The sequence below is a fragment of the Pseudoalteromonas aliena genome, from assembly GCF_038155085.1.
Taxonomy (GTDB): Bacteria; Pseudomonadota; Gammaproteobacteria; order Enterobacterales; family Alteromonadaceae; genus Pseudoalteromonas; species Pseudoalteromonas aliena_A.
In genome coordinates, this window is the sequence record NZ_JBAKAU010000013.1 from 54,512 (window position 1) to 79,682 (window position 25,171).

A 25,171-nucleotide genomic window follows, 5' to 3' on the forward strand; every position below is an offset into this window, starting at 1 on the left:
ATGACCACACTAGTAACAATTAATAATATCAATAAAGTGTACAGCAAAGGCCAAGTGAAAACGCATGCCCTACAAGATGTATCTTTAACTATAAATAAAGGTGAATTCATCGCTATTTCAGGCGCATCGGGTTGCGGTAAATCGACCTTACTCAGTATTTTAGGCCTATTAGACACTCCAACGGATGGTCATTATCAATTAGCTAATATTGATACCCATAGCCTTAAAGTTGATCAACGTTCTAGCGTACGCAACAAGCACATTGGCTATGTATTTCAGTCCTTTAACTTAATTGATAGCCTAACTGTATTTGAAAACGTCGCATTGCCCCTTGAGCATCGTGGCGTATCCAGTAAAGAAATAAAAATCGCTGTTGAAAAACAGCTAGCTGCAGTAAACATGAGCGCACGATTAGACCATAAACCAAACCAACTCTCTGGTGGACAACAGCAACGCGTTGCGATTGCTCGCGCATTAGTTGGCAACCCTGATTTACTGCTCGTAGATGAACCGACAGGTAATTTAGATAGCCAAAATGGCGATGCCGTTATGCAACTATTGCTTGATTTAAACAAACAAGGCGCCACCGTTGTTATGGTGACGCATGACGAACGCTACAGTCAGATGGCGCAGCGTCAAATTCGCTTATTTGATGGCAAAATATTAGTTGAACATCAGGAGGCTATAGTATGAGTTTTTATCTTCGCGCATTACGCCACGGTGTTTTACGACTCTTTACATTGCCACGTTTATCACTGCCAATTTTACTTACATTAAGCTTAACATTGGCTGCGGTGCTGGCTGTTGTCGCCATGAGTAGCCATCTTATTTTTAAACCTTTACCTGATATAAAAGACGAAGATAGCCTGTATACGATTAATCGCACTATGTCGGTTTCAAAAGACATGCGTGTTTCAATGTTTACCACCAAGCGTCTTGCTCTATTAGCTGAGCAATACAAAAGCTATGGTCAGTTTGCTGCATATCAAGCGGGTAAAAGTACAGTCAAGGTGCATGAAACGAGTTATCCAGTGTCCCTTTTTGATGCCAGTAATAATTTTATATCTATGGTCACAGGAAGTCTGTTATTAGGAGGGCAACCAAGCAAAGTAAATACTCAAAATGCGGTGTGGATCTCTGAAAGTTTATGGCAAAGCGCATTTCAAAAAAGTGTAAACGCAATTGGCCAAACATTACAAATAGACGACCAAGCTTTGCAAATTCGCGGGGTGGTTAGCGACTTCTCATCGTTTAATTCAGACAACGATGAAAAATATGCCCAACAGGTTTGGCGCTATTATGATTTAGCCGAAAAAACTGCAATGCCAACACAAATGACCATTGATGGCAGTCTACAACCCCTATTTCGCCAAACAGAACGTGCATTTACGGCCGATGACATGGAGAGCTTTTGGCAACAGTATTACCTTAACCAAAGCGAACAACTTGGCCCTATGAAGCAAATGTTTGAGAGCATGAACCCTGAAAGTTCAGCAACCTTATATCGCGATAATTTGATGGAAGATCAGCAAACCATGCTGTTGTTTTTATTAACTACTGTCATCATTTTGCTCGTTATGTCAAGCCTCAACTTACTAAATCTATTTATTGCCCATTACCAACAACGCGAACAAGAATTTGCCACACAGTTATGTATGGGCGCATCACGTAACAAATTATTAGTAATGAGCTTTTTAGAAAACCTGAGCACTTTTTTACTTGCCGCAGTATTAGGGTTGTTAGGTGCAGCTTGGCTTATTAGGCTATTACCTATCATTAGTGGTGGTAATATCGCGATGCTCGAACTCGTGCAAATTGATGCGATAACCATTGCTGTTGCGATTGCAATTGTGCTGATGATCAATTTATTTTTTGCGTTTTTATCAACCCGTCAGTTTGATCAAACACAATTAATTAGTAACCTTAATAACGGTAATAAAGGTGTCAATGCAGGTAAAGTGACCCGCCTTAGCCAAGTGTTATTTATTGCACAATTAAGTTCAGCAGCAGTTATTTTAACGGGCACCGCTATGCTAGCAAATACCGCCTACGATAAGCTAAATATCAACTTAGGTTTTGAGCCTGGTAATACGTTAATAGCCACTGTACGCCTAAAAAGTAACGAAGAATCGACTTTAGACAACGCAGAAATGCAGGAAAAATTAGCGCAAGCAGCACAAGATCCTGAAGCCGCAGAGCAAAAAACCAAGCAACGCTATCAGGGAGTGCTCGAAATAAAAAACCAACTTGAGCATGCTATTTTGCAAGTGCAGCCTAATATCAGCCTGCTACAAAGCCAAGGCGAACCATTTAGTTTTAGCACCACAATCAGTATGACTGAGGATGAGCAAACGCAAGAGCGCTTTACCTATATGACGATTAATATTGCACCTGATTATTTACAGACCTATAAGCTCAATTTATTAGCAGGGCAAAATATGAGTCAAACGCAGTATCAAAATTTAGAGCCTGTTGCATTGATCAACGAAACCTTTGCAAAGCAATTGTCCACAGATGGCACAATTGAATCGGTAATAGGTAAAGAAGTATCTAATAAACAAGTTATTGGCGTAATCGCAGACAATTATACCATAATGGCTAAAGATCAGGGCTATCCGAGTATGTTTTACACAGATTCGCATGATAACGCTAATTTGGCGATCAAAATTGCAATGCAGCTACCAGCAGGGCAAAGCTTTGATAAACACGCCATTATACAAGCGATTCAACATGCGCATCCACAAGTAATTGAAGTAGGAGCACGCACACTCGATGAACGTTGGGCAGAACAAACCATATCGCAGCGCGTACAGTTTTATTTTATCAGTGCGTTATCTCTATTAACTTTGCTACTTGCCGCCATAGGTAGTAATGGTATGGCAATGAGCTTTACAGAGTTAAAGCGCTTTGAACTTGCAATACGCATGGCAACCGGCGCAAGTCGTATTAACCTAATGAAGCGAACATTAAAAAGCTTTAATGGCTTACTTCTCAGTGCGCTAGCTATTGCTATTACCCTCGCCTGCGGCCTTTATTTAGCGCTACAAAAAGCAATTCCTATGTTACCAGCATTTTCTTGGCAAGCACTAACAATATTCACTAGTTTATTGATTGCTATCGTCTTTATTGCCATTGTTTTGGTAGTATGGCGTATTATTAATGCTGACCCTATGCGCGCGCTTAGAGAGCAGTAAACTTTAAGGAGATGGCAGTTAATGCTGCCATTACAACCAGTATGAGCCAACCTACTATTTTAGTTGTTGATGACGACGATGACATTCGCTTTGCCCTATCACTACTTTTAGAACAAGCAGGTTATCGTGTGGTTGAAGCTGATGGACCAACGCAATGCATGCAATTGCTCTGTCGGTTAACGCCTGCGTTGGTGTTACTGGACATGAACTTCACCCGCGATACCACCTCTGGTAAGGAAGGACTTGCACTATTAGAGCAAATCACCCCATTGGGTATTCCTGTCATGTTAATGACTGCATGGGCAAACATTGAACTGGCAGTTACTGGGTTACAACGTGGTGCTAAAAACTTTATTGAAAAACCATGGCGAAAAGAAAAATTACTGAGTCAAATAGCTAATCACATTAAGCCTATTGCAACGCAGCCTACGCAAAATGATTGGATAGCATGCTCCAATGCGATGCAATCGCTCGACACCCTGATAAAGCAGCTTGCACCAACCGATGCAAATTTATTAATTTTAGGTGAAAACGGCACCGGTAAATCACAACTAGCGAAACGTATCCACCAATTAAGTGCGCATAATGAAGCACCGCTTGTGAGCCTAAATATGGGGGCTATTGCAGAATCTTTATTTGAAAGCGAGCTATTCGGTCATCATAAAGGCGCGTTTACCGACGCTAAGCAAGACCGAACAGGCGCGTTCAGCCGTGCCAAAAATGGCACTTTATTTATGGATGAAATAGGCACATTACCCTTTCATTTACAGCCTAAATTATTACAAGTACTCGAAACGGGTGAGTTTACACCGCTTGGTGCAAATGCAAGTGAACTCGCTAATGTACGCTTAATTGCAGCAACCAATCAAGACTTAGCCAGCGCAATCACTAACGGGCAGTTTCGCCAAGATTTATATTATCGCTTAAACACCTTTGTGATCAGGCTCCCAGCTCTGCGTGAACGAAAAGACGATATATTGCCACTCGCCACACATTTTATTAATCAGTTTGCTGATAAATATAACAAGTCAGCTTGCACATTATCCCAAAGCGTACAAGAGCTGTTATGCAACCATAGCTGGCCAGGTAATATTCGTGAGCTAAGCCACGTCATAGAACGCGCAATGTTAATTTGCACGGGGAACGCCATCGAGCTAGCCCATATAATGCTGGATAACCAAACAAGCCCAAGTCAATCCATCCCACAACTCACACTAGAAGAGCTTGAAAAACAAAGAATCACTGAAGTCTTGCGACAACATAATCAACAGATAACTGCGGCGGCAAAAAGCTTAGGTATTTCACGCAATGCACTGTACCGACGGATGGAAAAATACCAATTAGAGGGGTTTGATGAGTAACTTTAACGTGAGCCATAAAGCCAAGGTAATTAGCACGTTCACTGCTCTTTTTTGCGCTATTATCGTACCAAGTACAGGCTGGATTTACCAATTAAGTCAAGACGTACTGCTAACTACCACACTGGCTATTTGTCTTAGTTACCTGCTTATTATGTGTATTTATAGGCTATTCAACGCTTATTTTTCACCTGTTGCCCAGTTGCAAGCCTACATTGATGCAAAACAGCAAGGGCAAAGTAACCTTAGTTTAGGTTACAAGGATCCAAGTTCGCCATGGACGACTCTCGGCGCACAAATTGAAATGCTATTTAATAAGCCAGCGCCACAATCAACGCATTTGATCGACGGGCTCTTTCAACATTGGCCCCACCCAATAGCCTTATTTAACGAGCAAGAGCAGCTCATTTTCTTCAATCACCCTATGTACCAGCAACTTAAAATACCGCTACTACGCGGTATGACTATGGCTGAATGCGGTTTTACAGTTAAAAATAAGCAATGCAGTCATGCTAAATTAAATCAAGATTGGCAAGTACAACGCATTGCGCTCAGTGATGCAAAACAAACACTTATTACCGCCAGTTATATTGGCCACCAACTACAAGATGCAAAACGTCAATCTCAAGCTGATTTAATTCGTATTTTATCGCATGAGTTAAATAACTCACTCACCCCCATGGCATCTATGACAGATACACTACTAAGTGCAGAAACACTAAATGAAAAACAAACAAGGCAAGTATTAACGCGAGTAAAATCACGCAGTGAGTCACTCCTGCAGTTTATAAAAGCTTACTCAGAATTAAGCCGCTTGCCCGTAGCAAAACCACAATACTTTGACTTAAAAACCTTAGCGACTCTCAATGCAACCGAGCAAAACATTCAACTTAACTTTGCTGGCGAGTCACAATGCTTTGCTGACCAACTACTCTTTGAGCAACTGTTGATTAATGTATTTAAAAATACATTTGAGGCCACTCACAGTCCTGCATGTATTACCTTGCGTTGTTTTCATCAAGCCGATATACAAATACTGCAACTAACCGACAACGGCCCAGGCTTTGCTAATCTAGAGCACGCAATCCAGCCTTTATACACCACTAAAAAAACCGGTCATGGACTTGGCCTAGCGCTATGTAATGATATTGTGCAAAAACACAACGGCCAGCTACAGTTAGCGAATACCGAACATGGCGCACAAATCACCATTAAGCTTCCGCAAGGCAGCACTTTAAAATAGCGCTTTGCTACAAATAAATCGTGCCTTGCATATAGCGTACAGCTCGCCCTGTTAAGGTGACTGTATGTTCGCCTACATCACAGTGTATATTTCCGCCGCGGCTTGAAGCTTGATACGCACTGAGTGACTTTTTACCTAATTGCTGCGCCCAGTAAGGTGCAAGACCGGTATGAATAGAACCCGTTACATAATCTTCGTCGCCACCACTTGCAGGCCAAAAATAACGAGATATAAAATCATATTCCGCACTTGGGGCCGTGGCCACTAAATCAAGTGGGTAAAGCGTTTTTAAAAGCTCTGAGTTAGTTTTTAATTGAAGTATTTGATCGGCATTTTCATAAATAGCAAAGTAAGCTTGGCGATTTTTAAGCACTTTACTCGGTTGTATAGATAGGCCATCAAGCAATTGCTGCGGCACATTTTGCACTCCAACCGGTGCTTGTTTTGGAAAGGTCATTGCAAAGCTGCCATCAGCGTTTTTATTAACGATTAGCTCGCCCACCGCATCAGCAATAAAGCGAATTTGCGATATGTTATGCTCTTCACATAAAACATAGGCAGCAGCAAGCGTGGCGTGACCACAAAAGTCGATTTCCATTAACGGCGAAAACCAACGAATAACAAAACTCCCATCGTCTTGCAGGCAGGTAAAAGCAGTTTCAGATACGTTATTCTCAGCACCAATTTTTAGCATTAAATCGTCACTTAGCCACGATTTCAATGGGATCACTGCCGCATAGTTACCTTTAAATAACTCATTCGAAAACGCATCAATTTGATGAATAGTTAATTGCATTGTTTAAACTTTGTAATGATTAATAGCTTAAAACTGCCACACCTAAACTCAATTAGCACTTTTATTTTAGCTTTAAGCCATTGCAGGTCGCATTCTATAATATTGCATACAACCAAATTGCACAGCATTGGTAAGCAATAACATAATAAACATAAGTAAGTGCGCGGTGCTTGGAGCCGCGGTTGTAAGCTCAACAACTAAGCCGCAAATACCAGCAATAAACTGCAAGCTAAAGTAGCGCGCGCTTAAATTACTCACATTGCCTGTACGCAATGTTTTATAAGTTTGCGGCATAACACGTACCGAACTCATCACAAGACCAACATACGTTAAAGCGCTTAATACTGTTGCAGTATCGAGGCTTGAATTTAAAAGCAGTGAAAAAGGTAGTAACGAAAAACCTAGCATAGTAATCAGCTGTACGCGTTCTCGTTTAGCTGCGTTGTAACGTGAAAAAAAATACAAAATAAGCCCGCTTAACGCACCAGTTACGATAAATGGTAACGCAATATAATAGCGCTCAAAGTACATATTGTAAGTTATAAAATAAAGGCTTTGTGCTAATCCAAATGTCATCATTAATAGTGACAAACCTGAGACACTACGGTTTTTGCGAATTTTGTTTAGTAATGGTAAAAAACTAAAAACCAAAATAAAAGAAGACAATATAGGCAAATAATGCGCCAAAGCAACCTCACTCGTTACATAAATGTTAATTAAAAATAGAAATAAAAACATTTAATAAACATCTGTTTTAAAAGGCTTTTACTCTGATCGCGGCATTGTAGAGCCGTATAAATTTAACTCAACTAAATAAGAAATTTTTATTTTAGGTACTGGAAAGCTAGGTATACAAAAACCGTAGAATTAAGTTCACGGTTTACCTCTTAAATAGAAAACCTCGCCGCAAACTATTAAACAGAAATGATAGTTGTTATCATGCGCAAGTCATTAGCTGCTATATATAAAACTATCTATGAGAAAAACTCTTTTTAAAATTCACAGTTGGATCGCTCTTATAGCCATCATTCCGTTGATTGTTATTAGTATTACAGGGAGCGTATTAGTTTTTAAAAGTGAAATAGATGGCTTACTTATGCCAAACAGCCATTTTGTTGTAAAAGCACAACCAGAGCGCATGCCTATAGACAAATTAATTGCTAAAACAGAGCATGCTTACCCTGAGTATGTAGTAGGTAGTTGGGAAATATTTAACGATGATACCGCTGATCGGGTTTATTTAATAAAGCGCGGTACAGAAGATTGGTATAAATTTCATTTAGATCAATACACCGGAAATATTCTTTCAGAGCCGGTAGGTACTAGCCACTATTTTACAGATTGGTTTTTAGACTTACATTACACATTTTTACTTAACGATTTAAAAAGCCTACCGGGGCAAACGGGTACCGTTTTAGGTTTCTTTTTTGCCGTATTTTTTTTGGTATTAGGTATTACTGGCCTAATTATTTATCGTAAATTTTGGCAGCGTTTATTTAGCGTACGCTGGCGTGCAACACTGCAAATAGTACTTAGCGACATTCATAAAATGACAGGCGTGATCGGCTCACCCATTATTATTGTTTTAGCCATAACAGGTGGCTACTTTAATGGTGCGGTGTGGTACCACGAAGTAATAGAGCACGCTGAAGAAGAACATTTTACGCTAACCAAAAACTTGTACAGCGAAGAGGTTTCTTTTCAGCATGTACTCGATGACAGTAAAAAACAAATACCTACATTTAATGGTACGTATTTACTTATGCCGCTTGAACCAGAGCAAAATATCACCGTGTTTGGTGAGGTCAATACCAGTAACCCGCTTGCAAGTGAATACGCTAATACAGTAACTTACAACAAGGTTACTGGTGAGCATATAGCTAACTGGGATATACGTGGAGCGAGTGTTGGTTGGCAAGCTATTGATAGCTTTAGAAAGCTCCACTTTGGTTACTTTGCAGGTTTAATTAGTAAAATTCTATGGTGTGTTATAGGTCTAAGCCCTGTGTGGCTTGGTGGCACTGGTTTTTATTTATGGTTTACCCGTCGTAAACGTAAAAAACAGTCACAAAAAAATCGCTCAAGTAAACGCCACACAGTAAGCAATTGATTATATAGTAGCTCAGGGTTTTAGGCTAAGTTACCATCCTTACAAATGGAGAAATAACTTAGCTTAAATCATCATTAATTTAATACTTTTGAAGTAAACAATAAAAACTTACCAAGCTCACATATTTTCTTTGGAGCTTAATCCGCCTAACGTAAACCAGTTTGCATATACTAAGCCATTTGATTTTGCTGATGTTTTATTTTGTAAAGTTTACTCAGTCTACTATTTTTCTTTACTATGGCATCTTCAACTTCTGGTAGCGTTATTTTTAATGAGGAGTTATTACATCCAGCTGCGAGCATCTGACTCAATCTGCTTAATTGTAAAATCAATAATAAAGTCAGCGTCTTGCTGCTTTATATAAGGCATAAATGCAAAGCCTGATGCCAGTTGTATATATACGCTCTTTAGCCCCGTACGGCGCATTAAATACGTACTAATACTGCGCGCACTTTGCGCTTTATAAAGCTCAAAAACACGGTAATGAACGCCAATCATACCTTTGCGTACAACCATGTAAAATCGGCCATTATCCTCATGCATGTAATAACCATAACGCTGATACGATAAAGTTACCAAGCCAGAAAACACCACCAAAACACCAAGGCTTATTAAAGTATTAATATCAGCAATAAAACAAAAGCCAAACACTAATACACTCGGTAGCAGCGAATAAAAGCCTAAATTTTTATACAAAAGCGCTCGCTCTGCGCACTTAAAAGCGAGTTTTTTACTATTAAACCACGGGTAAATCCATTGGCATACACTATCAACTTGTTCGCTATTTAATACAGGTAATACCAAGGTTTGTTTATTTTTTTTAGCTGCAACACCGGCTGCTATTCCGCCGCTACTTGCTTGCAAGCACTCAACGGTAAATCGCTTTAGTAATCGTCCCATTAAGTTTTGCTTTATAACAATAGATTGCACTTTATCCATGCTCATTGAAAGCTGATGGCGCTCTAACAAGCCAGCAATACGTTTAAACTTTTGACCTTTAAAATAAAGCTCAAAGTTATAAAAACGAATAAGCGACATAGTCACCGATAGCATCACAGCTACCAAAACTAGCAAAACAATTAAGGTGATCATCGCAAAAGCAGCAGCGCTGGACAGCATACCAAGCTCCTGTTGGTAAAAGCCTTCTACTTTCGCAATAATTTGCTTCTCTAAAAAATTAACAATTAGGTTTATAAAAGGGGCCAAAGCAGCAATTGCAAAAATGGCCATATTCGACATCAAACCAAATTTGGCTATTTCTTTATTGCTAATGCTTAGGCTGTTTTCGAGAGTGTCTGTTTCGCTTTGTTCAGTATTTTGTATTTCTTGCTGTTGCTGCGCTTTAAAATCAAATATTTGTTTACGCATTTGCTGTGCGTAATCTTTAGTGACGCCAGGTAAAACAACTTCTTGTGACACACTGCCAGCTGCATCAAAAATACAATTAACTAAGTTTACAGGGGTAAAATAAAACGGCTCGGCAATATTAACGTTTTGCACACGGCCAAATTTAAGCGTAAGTCGCTCTTTTTTAAATACACCCTTGTTAAGCAATATTTCGTTGTCGCTACTAATACTAAACTTAAAATTTAAATAATATAAAAATGAGTAAACAAGTAGCAAAGTTAGTGCAATACCGCCTGCAACCTGCGCCCAAAACAACTTATTTTCTACTTGAGTAACAAATACGACAAGCATGGGCAGTAAGTTTAAAAGGCCATCTTTTACAAAGCGCACACTAAAGTGCACAACAAAATATAAAAGTGCCCAGGGCGATACTTTTTGCCAGTAAACAGGACTGGCTTTATCTTCGATAGTTGTATTACTCATCGACTAGAGTTGCCTGAGTTGTTGCGTCGTCTTGACGGTAGTTTTGTACAAATTGGCGCATATTTTTACAGTCATCATGGGTTAGCCCACTAATTTGTAAATCGGCACTTACACCGCCAGCGCTAAATAACTTAATGCTCGCAAGACTAAGTTTTCGCTCTATTGGCCCTTGGTGTATTTCCATATGCTGTACACGTGCTAAAGGTAATACCGTCACTTGTTGCCAAATAACGCCTTTTTTAAAAGCAATGTCATGATCTCGCACAGCAAAACCTCGCAACCTCACACTTATCATGTTGTAAAATATAGATACGGCTACCAAAATAGGCATACCAATTAGCAAATACGTTTGTGCATTATTAGCAAAGGCTTCATTAAAATAACAAACAGCAATAAGCGCTCCAATTAGCGGTATATAAAACAGAAGCGAGCTAAACTGTGTATGCAATAATGCCTTATCTGCCAATGGCTTAAAGCTAATATCACTATGCTTTGGTAAATCCATTATTTGTTGATTGTTAAACACTATTTATCCTTATTACTGCTTTAATTACTTACCAACTAATTGTGGTTATTAAGGTGTGGCTTTGTTTTGGCTCAAGCGTTACTTTATCTGTCAGTACATTCGCGGCCTCTAAACACACCATTGTTTTATACTCATCGTCAGCAAAGTTAGATAAGCGTTTTGATTTTTCTATCCATGGATTCCAAAGTACACATGAACTTGAATTTTCGCGGCTCACATTAATAACACCCTCTGGTGTATTAATGGCTTGCACTGTATTTGCTTGTGTATAAACCATGTCGGTTTCGCGCTCAAAGCTTATAGTGTCATTTTGTACAAATGGCCCCTCACTAAACTCAACATATTGCGCGCCTTGCAAACCATCAACATGAGTATTTGTAATATCTGACGTAGGAAAATAACTATGTAGTGCTTGAGTAAAGCTAAATGGCACACTACCTAAGTTAGTGGTCGTTAAGCGAACCTGTAATTTATCGCTTAACACAAACTCAACTTTTAATGCTGACTGATGCGGCCAATACGTTGTATTAACAAGTTTCATGGGTAGCTTTAGACTAACTGTAATTTGCTCATCAGATTCGTGTACTTCATCGGCTTGCCATACGCTTGTGCGGGCAAAACCGTGGGCAGGCCACCCATCATTAGCGTGTGTACCAAACCACGGCCAACAAATAGGAATACCACCTCGAATACTCACCTCTTCTTGATAGGTTTCGTCTCGTGAAACCCAAATAAGTGGCTTGCTATTTTTAGGGATAAACTCGGTAATTTGCCCACCTCGCAAAAATATTTTTGCATCGCACTTTGCACTAGCTATTTTAATAAACTCAAGTCCGGATTCGCTTTGCTCAATGCTAACTGATGGCGATAATTTCATACCTTCCCCTATAATACTGATACTAAAGATTTTTAATGTTTACACCTAAACAATAATGCATGCTTAAAGTATACGCTATTGATATTAAATATTGATTGCTGAATTTGTTCATTGCCGATTAATATTCATACAGTAAACTCACAAACAATTACTTTGTACTAACAGCTGTAAATGAATAATACTAAAGTCTATACAATAAGACTTGCCAATTATTCACAACATACGTACTGTGCGCAACTTAATGCACACAAGATGCTAAGAAAATTTACCAGTATTTAAACAATATAATTTTACATTAGTTACTGCTCTAACTATTAAAAACCAATAAAAGCGGGCTAAAGTAAAATATATTATTTGAATTCAATTTATTTGATGTGTAACATTTCGCGATTACGGCAAACTACCGCCCCATCGACGAGATAAGCAAATGCAAAAATATGACGAGTTATTGGTTTCTTTACGTAAAGTGATCCGCGCGATTGACTTACATTCTAAGCAGCTAAATAAAACTTCAGGTTTAACTGGGCCGCAATTGCTTATAATGCAAGAAGTCTCCCAAACCGATGGTATTACGGCGAGCCGTATTGCTCAAAACGTAAATTTAAGCCCTGCAACGGTCACCAATATTCTCGACAGAATAGAAAGCAGAAACTTAGTAACACGCGTACGCAGTCAAATGGATAAACGCCGAGTGAGCTTATACCTCACCGATAAAGGAAAAGAGTTACTTGATAAAGCACCTCAGCCATTACAAGAGCACTTTATTGAAAAGTTTTCTGCACTTGCTGAATGGGAACAGAGCCTTTTACTCTCATCAATGCAGCGTGTAGCCGCAATGATGGATGCAGATAAATTAGATGCATCGCCCCTTTTAGAAGTTGGTGCGCTTACTCAAGCTCCTAAAGAATAAATAATAAAAAACGACAATAATTTAGTTCTTACTCTAAACGTAAGGCGTTTTCTGACGCCTTGAATTTTTTATTTTTTAATCACAATCAGAGCGGCTATTATGACTAAACTCTCAAAATTAACACTAGCACTAGCTCTAAGTGGTGTTACAAGCACCTCTTATGCAGCAGATCTCGACACGCTTCAAAACCAACTAAAGCAACTAAAGCAGCAAATGCAGTTGCTTGAAAATCAGTTAGCTGAAGAAAAGTCAAAACAACAGAAAATCAATAAACAACACGAGCAACAAGTCGCTGAAATAAGTAAAAAAGCCGACACACGCGTTGTGGCAGCAGTTGAGCCTGAAAAAGAAGACGATGGCATTAAATTCGGTGGTGCTATTCGCGCTAACTACAGCGTAGCCTCGTACGATGAAGACAATAAAGACCGTGATGGTGATTTTGATTTCGATATTTTTCGTTTAAATGTATCTGGAAAAATTAATGATATTTCGCTAAATGGTGAAATTCGATTTTTTGATTATATGACCGTCATTAAATATGCCTATTTAGGTTATGAGTTTACAAATGACTGGGAAGCACAAGCAGGCATTACACAAGTGCCATTTGGCAACGGTCCTTATAATTCTCACAACTACTTTTTTAGCAGCAATTACTATATTGGCCTTGAAGATGATTTTGATTTAGGTGTTGTCGTTAAACGTAAGCTTAAAGACAACTGGAAGTTAGACTTAGGTTTCTTTAAAAATGACGAGCTAGGTGGTGTTGACGGATCGGCATCAGATAAAAGCCATCGTTATTCTTATGATATTGTAGGTAGTCGCAGCGTAAACGAAGGAACATATGCAGAACCTGCTAATGAACTTGGTGAGTACAATACCTTTGCTGGGCGTGCAACATATCAAATTGAGCATAGTAAAAACATAACAACAGATTTAGGTATTTCACTACTCAGCGGTGGCTTACACGACGGTGTAGACCGAGCAGGCAGCTATAGTGCATGGGCTGTACACCTTGATAGTCAAATTAATAACTGGAATATTCAATTTCAACACGGCGAGTACAACTACGACTTAGACGATCAAAGTGATCGCATTTCGGTTGCGGCCTATGCCTATTACGATACGATTTCAAGCGAGGCAACTATGTCTAGCCTTAACGTTGCCTATAACTACTCTGTAGAATGGGGGCCTGTAAATGCGCTGCAATTTTATAACGACTACAGTACCATATACGACAAATCAGACAACAGTGCCAATACCTGGATGAATATAACAGGTGTGAGTGTATCGGCTGGTGCCTTTTTCACCTACTTTGATTATGTTCAAGCACGTAATCAGCCATTTATTGGCGGAACAATGATAGGTGATGGCGATACTGAGCGTCGCTTTAATATTAACTTAGGTTATTACTTCTAAACTGTTAACCGCATTTATCTTTTAAAAAGGGCAAACTTAGTTTGCCCTTTTTTATTAATTTTAAGCTTCGAATTAATAGCTATTTGGCCTACAATCCAAAGTATCAGCCATTACTAAAAAGAGCCTAAGTGAATATAAAAGCAGTGTTTATTTGTTATAAAAACTTATGGTTTAAAGCACTTGGCTTAATACTTGTAGCATTGGGTATTATTGGCATTGTGTTACCGGTTATGCCTACCACCATTTTTTTTATTTTAGCCCTTACGTGTTTTACGCGCTCATCACCCGCGCTTGAACAATGGCTGTTAAACCACCCTCGTTACGGTGTAACTCTCAAGCAATGGCAAGCGTATAAAGTCGTGCCTGTTAAAGCCAAATGCTACGCCGCCATTGGCATGTTAATTGGATTTATATTTTTACTCTACTCAGCCGCCCCTATTTGGGTTGTGTATTTAGTCGCCGCAATAGAAGTATCAGTCATGATCTATCTAATTTTAAGACCCTCTCACCCGCCTAAAGCTCATTAATTACCGTTTAAATTTGCCGTATAAGCTGTGTTTATAAATTTTTAACGTAAAGTTAAGTAAGTAAGTTTGTAATAGTTAATGCAAATCATTATCATATTGTTAAATTAACTTAATTACTGTTTTTATGGCGTTTATAAACAAGCGTACTTTGTATAGCACTAGTCGCACACTACACATTTACATCTCTACAGCTTTGTTCTTTTTACTCATTTTGTTTTGCGTAAGTGGCATTGTGCTTAACCATGTCGACTGGCTTAAAAACGATAAAAATAATGGCCAAGTGACTGCCTCTATTCCTGCGCCACTCGTGACTAAAGCAAGCACCCAATTAGATACATTGCCAACGCTTTATCCCGAAATAGAAGCTTTTTTGGCCAAACAGTACTCACTCATCAAAGTAAAAAGTATTGAGTGGGAAAAAGACGATGCTCTTGTCATGCTCGACTACCCGCTTCCAGCTGGTTTTGCTTATGTAGAGCTTGATTTTACAACTGGCGAGCTAAACCTAGATTACCAAACCGGTGGCGTTTTAAGTGTAATGGGCGACCTACATAAAGGCCGCCATACTGGCACTGTGTGGAGCTGGGTTATTGATATATCAGCAGTATTAATGATTATTTTTGCCATCACTGGCATGATTATTTTATTTCAAAATAGAAAAAAACGACTTCTCGGCGTATGGATAACAGTTCTCGGCATTGCAACGCCGTTGGTTATTTATTTATGTTGGGTGCCACAAATTAAAGGAGTGTCTTAATGTTAAAAGTAAGTACTGTAATAAGCGCAGCGTTATTAATAGTTACCGCTTTATTTCAAACAACGGCTCAGGCACAAACGCCTCAGCTAGAGATTGAATTTACCCAAGCCGACCTTGACGTACAACCGTATCATCGTCCGTACGTAGCAATATGGCTAGAAACCCCAGAGCGTAAACACGTAACAACGCTTGCGCTATGGGTGCAAAAAGCAGAATGGTTTAAAGACTTACGCCAATGGTGGCGTAAAGCAGGTAAAACCGACATTAACTTTGACGGCATAAGTGGCGCCACTAAGCGTGCTGGTACTTATACCATTAATTGGCAAGGTAATGATTTAGACGGTAACCCAGTAAAACCAGGCAAATACTTACTAAATATTGAAGTTGTACGCGAAGAAGGTGGCAGGGATTACACCCGTGTTGAGCTTGATTTAACTAAATCGGGCAAACTAACAATTGATGGTAAAAAAGAGTTTTCACAAAGCTTCGTCACTGTAAGCACTAAGTAGCTGCTACTTAATTATTTGAATTTAAGGAAATACAATGAAAATTAATTTATTAAAAACTGCATTAATCGGCGCATTGAGCTTATCTGCTTTAGTGTCAACTTCAGCAAGTGCACATGGTCGCTGGTTATTACCTTCGCATACATCACTGTCAGGCGAAAAAGCACATTACGTAATGATTGACGCAAGTATTTCTAACGAAACATTTGCACCCGATAAAGCCTTTAAACCAAAAGAAAAAGGCGCTGAATACGACGACAATTTATTAATGGCGCTTGCACCAAATGGCGAACCAGTAAGCGACACCATTCGTGCTTATTACCTAAAGCGTAAAAGCTCAGCAGCAATCAGCCTTAGTGAAGAAGGCACTTACCATATTGCAATGACACAAACGCCTCGCTACATGACCTTTTATAAAGATGCACAAGGCAAACGCAAACGTGTATTTGGTAAAAAGTCAGAAGCAAAACTACCAAGCGATGCAACTCAGATTAAAACAACCAAGATGATTTCAACTGTCGATACCTTTGTTAGTCGTAACGGCACATCAAAACCAGCACTACTTGGTAAAGGGCTAGAGTTAAGCGGCCCTACGCATCCAAATGACTTATTTGTAGGTGAGAGCGCTAAATTTCAGCTTTTACAAGACGGTAAACCTGCGGGCTCTGGTATTGAAGTCAGTATTTTAAAAGGCGACACACGCTACCGTAATGAGCGTGGCGAAGTAAAAGTAACCACCGACAAAGACGGCTTTTTCACAACAACATGGCAAGAGCCTGGCTTATACTTAATTGAAACATCATCAGATGTTGATGTTAATGAAGAAGGCGTAGATGCAGGACGTTATGCATTATTTACAACGCTTGAAGTTGCCCCTGAATAATTTAAATTACTAAATTTAAAAAATTGAAAGGCCAAGCTTTTGCTTGGCCTTTTTACTTATCCCTAACTTTTCATCACAATTCCCTTGAATTCGCAACCATTCGACACAAGATTGCAATTACAACGATCCAAACACCTATATCGCGCGTAAACAGTGACCTTATGTGTTAACAACTTAGAATATCTTAGATAGTTTTTATCTTTGCACTAGGGTAGTCGCTTCTATATGATGCGCTCCTTTTCGAATTACTAGCCGTTCTTGGGGAACAATTAATGACTTTTAAGCGTTTATCTGCAAATAAACTAGCACTTAGCTTGGCCGTTACCACTGCACTTAGCACACCTTACTCTATGGCAATTGCCGCAGAGCAAGATAATCAAGCAGAAAAGAATATCGAAGTAATTTCGGTTACCGGTACTCGCCGTAGCTTACGCAGTATTGCCGAAAGCTCAGTACCCGTAGATATTATTACCAGTGGTGATATGCAAAGTACGGGTCAGTTAGAAATAAGCCAAATACTAGCAAACCAGGTACCTAGCTTTAACTACCCAAGTGCCACTATGGGTGATGGTACTGACCATGCAAAACCAGCTGTTTTACGTGGATTAGCACCCGATCACACATTAGTACTTATAAACGGTAAGCGCCGCCATGCCGGTGCGCTATTAAACTTAGCAGGTGTTGTTGGCCGAGGCTCCACAGCTGTTGATTTAAATATGATCCCAACCTCAGCCATTAAACGTGTAGAAGTATTACGTGACGGTGCTGCAGCGCAGTACGGCTCAGACGCCATAGCAGGCGTAATTAACATTGTCCTTAAAGATGCCTCAGAAGGCGGCAGCGTAAGCGTAACTTACGGCGAGTACGACACGCAAATGGCTGGTGTACCTAACTTAGAAAGCACTTACGCAGATGCAAACGGCGATTTAGCCTTTAATACCGGAGCAGACCGTGAAGTAAACGACGGTGCGACACGCACTGTTAGTGCTAACTCTGGTTTTGCGTTATCTGATAACGGCTTTGTAAACGTATCAATTGAATACCGTGACAACGACTCAACTCAACGCTCAGGCTTTGACCCGCGCCCACAATACGCCAAACTTGATGACGGCAGCCTAGACCCACGTGAATTTACTATCGATCGTTACAACCACCGCTTCGGTAAAGCCGACCTTGAAGACTACGCACTGTTTTATAACATGGGCTACGACTTTGATAACGGTTATAACCTTTATTCATTTGGTAGTTACTCAAAACGCGAAGGTAATTCAGGTGGTTTTTACCGCCGCGCAACAGACGAGCGTAATGTTTTAGAAGTATATCCAGATGGCTTTTTACCTCAAATTGAAACAGACGTACAAGACTACTCACTTGCACTGGGTTTAAAAGGCGAAACCGGCGAGTGGACATGGGATGTAAGTACCAACTACGGCCGTAACGACTTTGGTCTCGGCGTTGTAAATAGTATAAATACATCACTAGGTGCCGACAGCCCAACTGAATTTGACAACGGTGCATTGGTTTACGATCAGTTTTTAGTAAACGCAACAGCCAATACCACACTCGATTTAGGTTTACCTGACGACGTATTTTTCACTGTAGGTACAGAGTACCGCCATGAAAGCTACAAAATAGAGCAAGGCGAAGAAGCGTCTTATATTACTGCACTTGATAGCGACGGTAACCCAATTGCAGCCGGTGGTGCGCAAGTACTTGCTGGTTTTGGACCAGAAAGTGCCACTGACGAAAGCCGTCATAATGTAGCTTTATTTGTAGAGTTTGATACTTACTTAACAGAAAACTGGAACCTTGTTTTAGCAGGTCGCTACGAAGATTACAGCGACTTTGGTGACACGTTTACCTCTAAACTTGCCTCGCGTTACAGCATTACTGAAAACCTATCGCTGCGCGGTGCAATTAGCACAGGTTTCCGTGCGCCATCACTTGCGCAAAGCTCTTACCGCCAAATATCAACTGTACTTGAAAACAACCAACCATTTGAAGTTGGTTTATTCCCAACCGATTCAGCAGCAGCGCAAGCACTCGGTGCTCAGCCGTTAGATGCAGAAGAGTCAGTAAACGTTACTGCGGGCTTTATTTACACCCAAGGCAGCTTTAGCTTAACAGTAGATGCGTACCGCATTGATATTGATGACCGTATTGTTTTGTCTGAAAATCTAGAAGGCGATGCCGTAGTAGAAATACTGCAAAACGCTGGTGAGCTAAATACAGAAAGCGTACGTTACTTTACTAACGCAATCGACTCACGCACGCAAGGAGTCGATATAGTTGCCACTTATAACTTAGATTTAGACAACTTAGGTGATTTACGCCTAAACGTAGCGGCAAACTTTAACGATACCGAAGTAACGCACGTAAACGACAACCCAAGCGAGCTAAACTCACTAGGTGACGACTACGTTGTATTTGCACGCCGTGAAGTAGGCCGCTTTGAAGAAGGCACGCCAGATAGTAAATGGAATCTATCAGCAGTGTGGAACTTTAACGAATGGCAAACAACCCTTCGTGCAACGCGCTACGGTGAAGTAGCAGATATTTCTACCACAGCCGACCGCGATGAATACCTAGACCCTAAGTGGATCACCGACCTAGAAGTGGCATACCGTCCAGACGAATATTGGAAATTCGCCGTTGGTGCAAACAACTTATTCGATCAGTACCCACAAGCAACCGTGGATAACATTGGTTACTCTGACTTTGGCCAAATATTCCCGTACACACCGTATGCGCCTTATGGATTAGACGGGCGTTTCTTATACGGTAACATTACTTACAGCTTTTAATTAGCTTATTAATTAAAGCGAATACTTAAAAAGGATGCCATGCGCATCCTTTTTAATTAACTTTTAGTGTTTTTAACCACTTATTAGTAAACCTACCTTTTAAACACACCCATCACTTTAATAAAAACAACAACTTATAGTTGGTCTCGTTTTTGCTCTACATTGGTTATACAAATATAAATAATAAATACCAAAGGACTAAACATGAGCTCATCAACTGTATCTAACATTACAAAACCACTGTCACTTATTGGCGGCATTTTATTATTAAGCGGCTGTGTATTTCATATATCGCCAAGTGTTGCCTCAGTAAAACAAACTCAGCAGTTATCATTGCCAAGCAGTAATCTAGAATACTTAAATGTATTAAGCGGTGCAGGCTCTCTTGAAATAAAAGGCTCGCCCAATGCCACCAGCATAAGTGTAGATGCCACAATTTTTACCGCCGATATTGACGACGAATACGAGCTAACGCTCGAGCAAGACGGTAAACAGGCAAAGCTTGTTGCCCAAAATAAAAGCCGCATTGGTCTTAGCTTTTACAGCGGCCAATCTCCACATATAGATGTAGTCGTAACCGTGCCAAGCAACTTAAACCTAGATATTGATGATGGCTCTGGCGACATTATTATAAGCGCCATGCAAAATAATATAGATATAGAAGATGGCTCTGGCAGCTTATCTATCAATAGTGCTAAAAACCTTACAATTGAAGATGGCTCAGGCGATATAACCCTTGAAAACATCACGGGCAACTTAGAACTTACCGACGGCTCTGGCAGCGTAAATATTAATAACGTAAACGGTAATGCGATTGTTGATGATGGTTCGGGTGATATGCACGTGAGCAATGTGCGCGGCACGTTAAATGTTGAAGACGGCTCAGGCAGCGTTGCTATTAATAATATTAATGGTGCAGTTGATGTAGACGACAACTCTGGCGATTTAGTTATCGAGCACGTGCAATCAAGCGTCACCATTGAAGATGGCTCGGGCAATATTCGTGTTAACCACGCTAAAGGGCTTACCATTACCGAATCTGGCTCAGGCGACGTAAGCATTGATAACATTAACGGCCCCGTAAAAGTAGCTGATTAATTTAGCATTTTCAGCCACATGACCCATTGTATTTTAAAAGCGACTAAGCCATGCTAAAAGCCTTGATGTTATTAGGGTCTTAGGACATACGCGTGTTAGAAATAGCTTTAATTTACTTAGCGGCGGCCATAGTGGCTGTACCTATTGCCAAGCGTGTTGGGCTTGGCTCGGTACTTGGTTATTTAATTGCGGGCATATTAATTGGCCCTTATGCCTTAGGCATTGTGGGCGATCAAACTGATGTAATGCACTTCGCTGAGTTTGGCGTAGTAATGATGCTGTTTTTGGTTGGCCTAGAGCTGCAACCCTCGCGCTTATGGAAGCTTCGCCATTCAATATTAGGGCTTGGCGGCTTACAAGTGGTACTAACCGCCGCAGCTATTTTTGCATTTTGTTATTGGTCTTTTGCCATGCATTGGCAAACCGCACTCGCCATTGGTTTAATGCTGGCGCTCTCCTCTACCGCTATTGTGCTGCAAAGCCTTGAAGAAAAAGGCTGGCTAAAGCAAGAAGCTGGGCAAAATGCGTTTTCTGTATTGCTGTTTCAAGACATCGCCATTATTCCTATTTTAGCGCTACTACCACTACTGGCTTTTACACCGCAAAGTAGCTCAAAAGAGATTAGCGACTCCATTATTGCAAGCTGGCCGGTATGGCAACAAGTATGTGTATCGGTTGCGGTTATTGCCGCTATTATTGCCGGCGGTAAATATATATCGGCACCGTTATTTAGATACATTGCCCAAACGCACATGCGTGAAATATTTACTATTTTTGCACTATTTTTAGTTATTGCCATTGCCCTCGTTATGCAAAGTATTGGCTTATCACCAGCATTAGGTACTTTTTTAGCAGGCGTTGTACTTGCCGAGAGTGAATTTAAACACGAATTAGAAGCCGATATAGAGCCCTTTAAAGGCCTATTATTAGGATTGTTTTTTATCACTGTGGGCGCATCAATAAACTTTGAGTTATTAGCTGATGAATTTACTACTGTGATCGCGCTCGTTGCCCTACTAATTGTTATAAAAGCCTGTATTTTATTTGCCCTTGCCATTACCTTTAATATTAGTAAAAAGCAGCGTTTACTGTTTGCCTTAGCGCTGGCGCAAGGCGGCGAATTTGCCTTTGTACTGCTAAGCGTAACCACCACATTAAGCATTTTAACGCCAGAGCAAACAGGGTTAGTGACCTTGGTGGTAGCTGTTTCAATGCTCATTGCCCCGCTGCTATTAATGGTGTACGAGCAAATACAAAAACGCAGCAGCAGTGCTCTGCCTGAGTTTGATAAGCCTGAGCAAATTAGCACAGCAAAACACGTAATTATTGCGGGCTACGGTCGTTTTGGGCAAATTATGGGGCGTTTACTGCACGCACAAGGCTACGACATTACCGTACTTGATCACAGCCCAAGCCAAATAGAATTACTACGGCGCTTTGGTAACACCGTATTTTATGGTGATGCCGCACGCCAAGAACTCCTTGAAGCCGCAGGCGCGCACACCGCACAAATGCTGATAGTAGCAATAGACGACCCAGATAAAACCATACAAATAATTAAGCTCGCCCATAAAAACTACCCGCAGTTAAAAATTGTTGCTCGCGCAATTGACCGTCGTCATGCGTATCAAATGCTCAATTTAAAAGTTGATGCCTTTAACCGCGAAACTGTCGACTCAGCCATTAACCTTGCAGTAGAGGCACTTGAGCTATTAGGTAACAATAAACAAGATGCCGAGCGCGCCGGAAAACTATTTAGAGACCACGACCGCGCTGCCGTTGTGCAACTTGCCGAGCTGTGGGGCGACGACGCCAGCTATGGCGTAGCCGTGCGCCAACGTATGGAAGATTTAAAACAAGTTCTGCAACAAGATAAGCAGGCACAAAGTGATTTAAATACCTGCGACAGCGGCGACTGCGAAGACGGCTTAACAGAAGTAGCGAGTAAGCCTAAAAAGCCTGATGATGCTCATTTGGAGTAAAATAAGGTAGTTACCAAACCTAATAGACTTTTTTCCAGTAGCTTAGTGGGCTTATTAGTTATCTTTCATCAGCTTCATATTAAATAAATACGATGAATTGAGAGTCATCCATAAATACTTTTATGAACAATCTAACCAAGAGCATCAAATGCGCTTTTAATTGGCTCTGGAATTTCAGGTACATCAAGATGATTACCAATGATTCTACCCCAATCAAAACTTTTGTTTGGCCACTCGTCAATTCTATCTGCACAGCCTATTGCATTTAGCCTTTGACGAATAAGATCCCGCAATTTAGGTGCGAATTTTTGATTGGCTTGTAAGATTTGCCCTTGTTGTGCCATAGGTATAGCATCAATGATGCTTGTAATATCTTGCTCTGTTACTTCAATATCTTCACCATAAACCTCTCGCACAATTAGTGGCCATAGGCTACTGGGAAGAGAGTCTTCTAGATCTTGCTTACCTACTACAAATGTTTGTGTATCTTGCTGCTTGTTTGTATCAGCATCAAAGATATATACCGAGAGGTCATCTCGTTTAGCAAAACCATCAATTAAGCTATCTAACAATTCATTGGCTATAACTTCGTTTGTACACCCTTTTAAGTTTATCAACTGAATATTGTTTTCGCGGAGTGTACAACCTGTATATTTATGATAAAGCAACGGAATTAAGGCTTGTTCAGTATTGCCCTCCACAATAAGGAACTTATTGAAGAATAGAAAATCACTATTCATTACACCTAATATATCAAAGATGTCTCTTATCTCTGATATTGCTCCTATTTGGGTATAATTATTCTCAATTTTGAAAGTATTTATGTCCCCTAGTTTTGAGGCATTAACAAAAATCGTACTGTGGGTACTGACTAATATTTGAAAATGCTGTTCAGTTAACGAACGAAGAGTGTCGATAAACTCTCTTTGAGCTCTTGGGTGTAAATGCGTTTCAGGTTCATCAAAACACCAAACATACCTTTTATTGGTTGCGGTTTCTTGTACAGCTTGTAATCTAAGCAATGCGAACCAAATTTGTCGCTTTATACCTTCACCTTGATTGTCAATATGAACACTTTCTTCTGAACTATCTTTACCTACAAACAGATCTGTAAGCTGATTCTTTAACTCGAAGTTTACACTGGCGCTGACACTCTCAATGCTTGGGACTTCATTATGAATACCTAATTCTTCAAGCTTTTGATTAATCTTTGTTTGCGCTCGAGTTCGGAGCATGCCTGAAATCTTCTTGGCTCGCGTAACTTCAACTTCGATAGAGTCAGATAAAATGGCATTTGCAGCCTTAGTTATCCCTTCAAGTGATTCGTCCCAACTTAAATAAGCATACTCAGGGAAAGCAGACTGTAAGTCTTGCTTCCATTTTTTTTGCTTAGCGTCATCGCTAAACTTAACAAACTTATACGTACTAGGAACTGTATTTAGTATTGAGCGCATTTTCTCATAAATTGTGTGGCGCCCTTCACCGTTATCATTAATAAGGTTCTCACTCTCAGGGTTATTAGTTGTCATCGCTGAATTAATTTGAGCTTGGGTGGAGCTGTAAATACTAGCTAAGCTCTCCTGAGTAGGGTGTTCATGAGAATAATATATATCAGAGGTGCCTGTTGTGGTGTTTATCACCCTTGCTTTATAAAAGTATCTACACTGGTCATCATTAAGCTTAGCTGATTCGAGTATCCATCTTAGGTGATTAGATATATCGTCAGAATCCTTGTCAAAATCTTCAACTTGAAACTTACCAAGACATACGATGAACTGTTGTTGGGCGTTTTCGCCTTGTGTAAATAGCTCCGGCAGACCTAGTTCGCGAAAGTGGGCATTAATTTCGTCTTTAGTTAAGGCTGTATGAGATAGATCGTTTTTCTCAGTTTTATCGTTTGGAATACATGCAGAAAAAGACTGCTCTAGTAACAACCTTATCGAATTCAGTGATGTGGTTTTACCGCAATCATTCTCTCCAATTAGCATGGTTGGAGAATTAGACTTAACTTTAAGAGCCGTTTTTTGGGCGCTTTTGTAATTAATAGTAATGACTTCTTTGAGTAACATTTGATTTTGCCTCTAGGCCACTGAAGTTAAATTCAGTAGATTACATAACAGCTCTATCAGAGGACACTTCCTTCTTTACACAAAATGTCCCTATAGTGTGAACTTCTATTCATATCAAATAGTGTAAATTATTACCAACTATAAATAGGGCGGGTTATTTTAATGACTGTGATTTAAATTAATTCATTTTTTGAATGTTTGCTTGTAGCCCATAGTAGTCTATCTGCTGAAGTGTAAACTCAACCTCAAAAAAGCAAACAAACTATGAGCTACACGACTAAAAAA

At 40.1% G+C, this 25,171-nt stretch carries 20 protein-coding genes; 14 read left to right on the forward strand and 6 right to left on the reverse strand.

Annotated elements, in window-relative coordinates:
- The 4 genes from V6260_RS13175 to V6260_RS13190 are packed head-to-tail and all read left to right on the forward strand — an operon-like array spanning window position 1 to window position 5,795.
- A complete protein-coding gene (locus tag V6260_RS13175) occupies window positions 1-693 on the forward strand; it encodes an ABC transporter ATP-binding protein (protein WP_341594616.1) in 693 nt (230 codons plus the stop codon).
- The gene (locus V6260_RS13180; RefSeq protein ID WP_341594617.1) at window positions 690-3,194 is read left to right on the forward strand and encodes an ABC transporter permease; all 2,505 of its coding nucleotides are present in this window, start codon (window positions 690-692) and stop codon (window positions 3,192-3,194) included. Before V6260_RS13175 ends, V6260_RS13180 begins: the two co-directional genes overlap by 4 nt.
- 11 nt (window positions 3,195-3,205) lie before the next feature.
- Window positions 3,206-4,555: a sigma-54 dependent transcriptional regulator gene (locus V6260_RS13185; RefSeq protein ID WP_341594618.1), complete on the forward strand. Its 1,350-nt coding sequence runs from the start codon at window positions 3,206-3,208 to the stop codon at window positions 4,553-4,555.
- Window positions 4,548-5,795, forward strand: coding sequence for a HAMP domain-containing sensor histidine kinase (locus tag V6260_RS13190; RefSeq protein ID WP_341594619.1), 1,248 nt, complete (start codon window positions 4,548-4,550; stop codon window positions 5,793-5,795). Before V6260_RS13185 ends, V6260_RS13190 begins: the two co-directional genes overlap by 8 nt.
- Window positions 5,796-5,802: 7 nt before the next feature.
- Here V6260_RS13190 and V6260_RS13195 read toward each other — a convergent pair whose 3' ends face one another.
- A complete protein-coding gene (locus V6260_RS13195) occupies window positions 5,803-6,591 on the reverse strand; it encodes a PhzF family phenazine biosynthesis protein (RefSeq protein ID WP_341594620.1) in 789 nt (262 codons plus the stop codon).
- A 72-nt stretch (window positions 6,592-6,663) separates the two neighbouring features.
- Entirely contained in the window at window positions 6,664-7,278 is a 615-nt protein-coding gene (locus V6260_RS13200; protein WP_341594653.1) for a SemiSWEET family transporter, read from the reverse strand.
- 289 nt (window positions 7,279-7,567) lie between these two features.
- Here V6260_RS13200 and V6260_RS13205 point away from each other — a divergent pair, with 289 nt between their 5' ends.
- Entirely contained in the window at window positions 7,568-8,701 is a 1,134-nt protein-coding gene (locus V6260_RS13205; protein WP_341594621.1) for a PepSY-associated TM helix domain-containing protein, read from the forward strand.
- Between the two features lie 282 nt (window positions 8,702-8,983).
- Here the strand turns inward: V6260_RS13205 and V6260_RS13210 are convergent, their stop codons facing one another.
- Genes V6260_RS13210 through V6260_RS13220 form a run of 3 tightly spaced genes read right to left on the reverse strand, consistent with a single transcriptional unit; the run spans window position 8,984 to window position 11,934 of the window.
- Complete coding sequence (locus tag V6260_RS13210; RefSeq protein WP_341594622.1) at window positions 8,984-10,531, reverse strand: PH domain-containing protein; 1,548 nt, start codon at window positions 10,529-10,531, stop codon at window positions 8,984-8,986.
- The gene (locus V6260_RS13215; RefSeq protein WP_341594623.1) at window positions 10,524-11,057 is read right to left on the reverse strand and encodes a PH domain-containing protein; all 534 of its coding nucleotides are present in this window, start codon (window positions 11,055-11,057) and stop codon (window positions 10,524-10,526) included. The genes V6260_RS13210 and V6260_RS13215 overlap by 8 nt, the downstream gene beginning before the upstream one ends.
- Before the next feature lie 28 nt (window positions 11,058-11,085).
- A complete protein-coding gene (locus tag V6260_RS13220) occupies window positions 11,086-11,934 on the reverse strand; it encodes a D-hexose-6-phosphate mutarotase (RefSeq protein ID WP_341594624.1) in 849 nt (282 codons plus the stop codon).
- A 427-nt stretch (window positions 11,935-12,361) separates the two neighbouring features.
- Between V6260_RS13220 and V6260_RS13225 the strand changes: the two genes are divergently transcribed.
- The 9 genes from V6260_RS13225 (at window position 12,362) to V6260_RS13265 (ending at window position 22,817) form a co-directional block, all read left to right on the forward strand.
- The gene (locus V6260_RS13225; RefSeq protein WP_341594625.1) at window positions 12,362-12,844 is read left to right on the forward strand and encodes a MarR family winged helix-turn-helix transcriptional regulator; all 483 of its coding nucleotides are present in this window, start codon (window positions 12,362-12,364) and stop codon (window positions 12,842-12,844) included.
- Window positions 12,845-12,943: 99 nt separating this feature from the next.
- Complete coding sequence (locus V6260_RS13230) at window positions 12,944-14,260, forward strand: porin (RefSeq protein ID WP_341594626.1); 1,317 nt, start codon at window positions 12,944-12,946, stop codon at window positions 14,258-14,260.
- A gap of 128 nt (window positions 14,261-14,388) precedes the next feature.
- The gene (locus V6260_RS13235) at window positions 14,389-14,787 is read left to right on the forward strand and encodes a YbaN family protein (protein WP_341594627.1); all 399 of its coding nucleotides are present in this window, start codon (window positions 14,389-14,391) and stop codon (window positions 14,785-14,787) included.
- Window positions 14,788-14,911: 124 nt separating this feature from the next.
- Window positions 14,912-15,544 (forward strand): PepSY-associated TM helix domain-containing protein, encoded by a 633-nt coding sequence (locus tag V6260_RS13240; protein WP_341594628.1) that lies wholly within the window; start codon window positions 14,912-14,914, stop codon window positions 15,542-15,544.
- The gene (locus tag V6260_RS13245) at window positions 15,544-16,053 is read left to right on the forward strand and encodes a DUF2271 domain-containing protein (RefSeq protein WP_341594629.1); all 510 of its coding nucleotides are present in this window, start codon (window positions 15,544-15,546) and stop codon (window positions 16,051-16,053) included. The genes V6260_RS13240 and V6260_RS13245 overlap by 1 nt, the downstream gene beginning before the upstream one ends.
- 34 nt (window positions 16,054-16,087) lie before the next feature.
- Window positions 16,088-16,933 carry a DUF4198 domain-containing protein gene (locus V6260_RS13250; protein WP_341594630.1) on the forward strand — a complete coding sequence of 282 codons (846 nt, stop codon included), beginning with the start codon at window positions 16,088-16,090 and terminating at the stop codon, window positions 16,931-16,933.
- 272 nt (window positions 16,934-17,205) lie between these two features.
- Window positions 17,206-19,737 carry a TonB-dependent receptor gene (locus V6260_RS13255; RefSeq protein ID WP_341594631.1) on the forward strand — a complete coding sequence of 844 codons (2,532 nt, stop codon included), beginning with the start codon at window positions 17,206-17,208 and terminating at the stop codon, window positions 19,735-19,737.
- Between the two features lie 204 nt (window positions 19,738-19,941).
- A complete protein-coding gene (locus V6260_RS13260) occupies window positions 19,942-20,835 on the forward strand; it encodes a hypothetical protein (RefSeq protein WP_341594632.1) in 894 nt (297 codons plus the stop codon).
- Between the two features lie 92 nt (window positions 20,836-20,927).
- The gene (locus V6260_RS13265; RefSeq protein ID WP_341594633.1) at window positions 20,928-22,817 is read left to right on the forward strand and encodes a monovalent cation:proton antiporter-2 (CPA2) family protein; all 1,890 of its coding nucleotides are present in this window, start codon (window positions 20,928-20,930) and stop codon (window positions 22,815-22,817) included.
- Window positions 22,818-22,948: 131 nt separating this feature from the next.
- Here the strand turns inward: V6260_RS13265 and V6260_RS13270 are convergent, their stop codons facing one another.
- Window positions 22,949-24,886, reverse strand: a complete 1,938-nt coding sequence (locus V6260_RS13270; RefSeq protein ID WP_149605341.1) for an AAA family ATPase — start codon at window positions 24,884-24,886, stop codon at window positions 22,949-22,951.
- Window positions 24,887-25,171 lie beyond the last annotated feature (285 nt).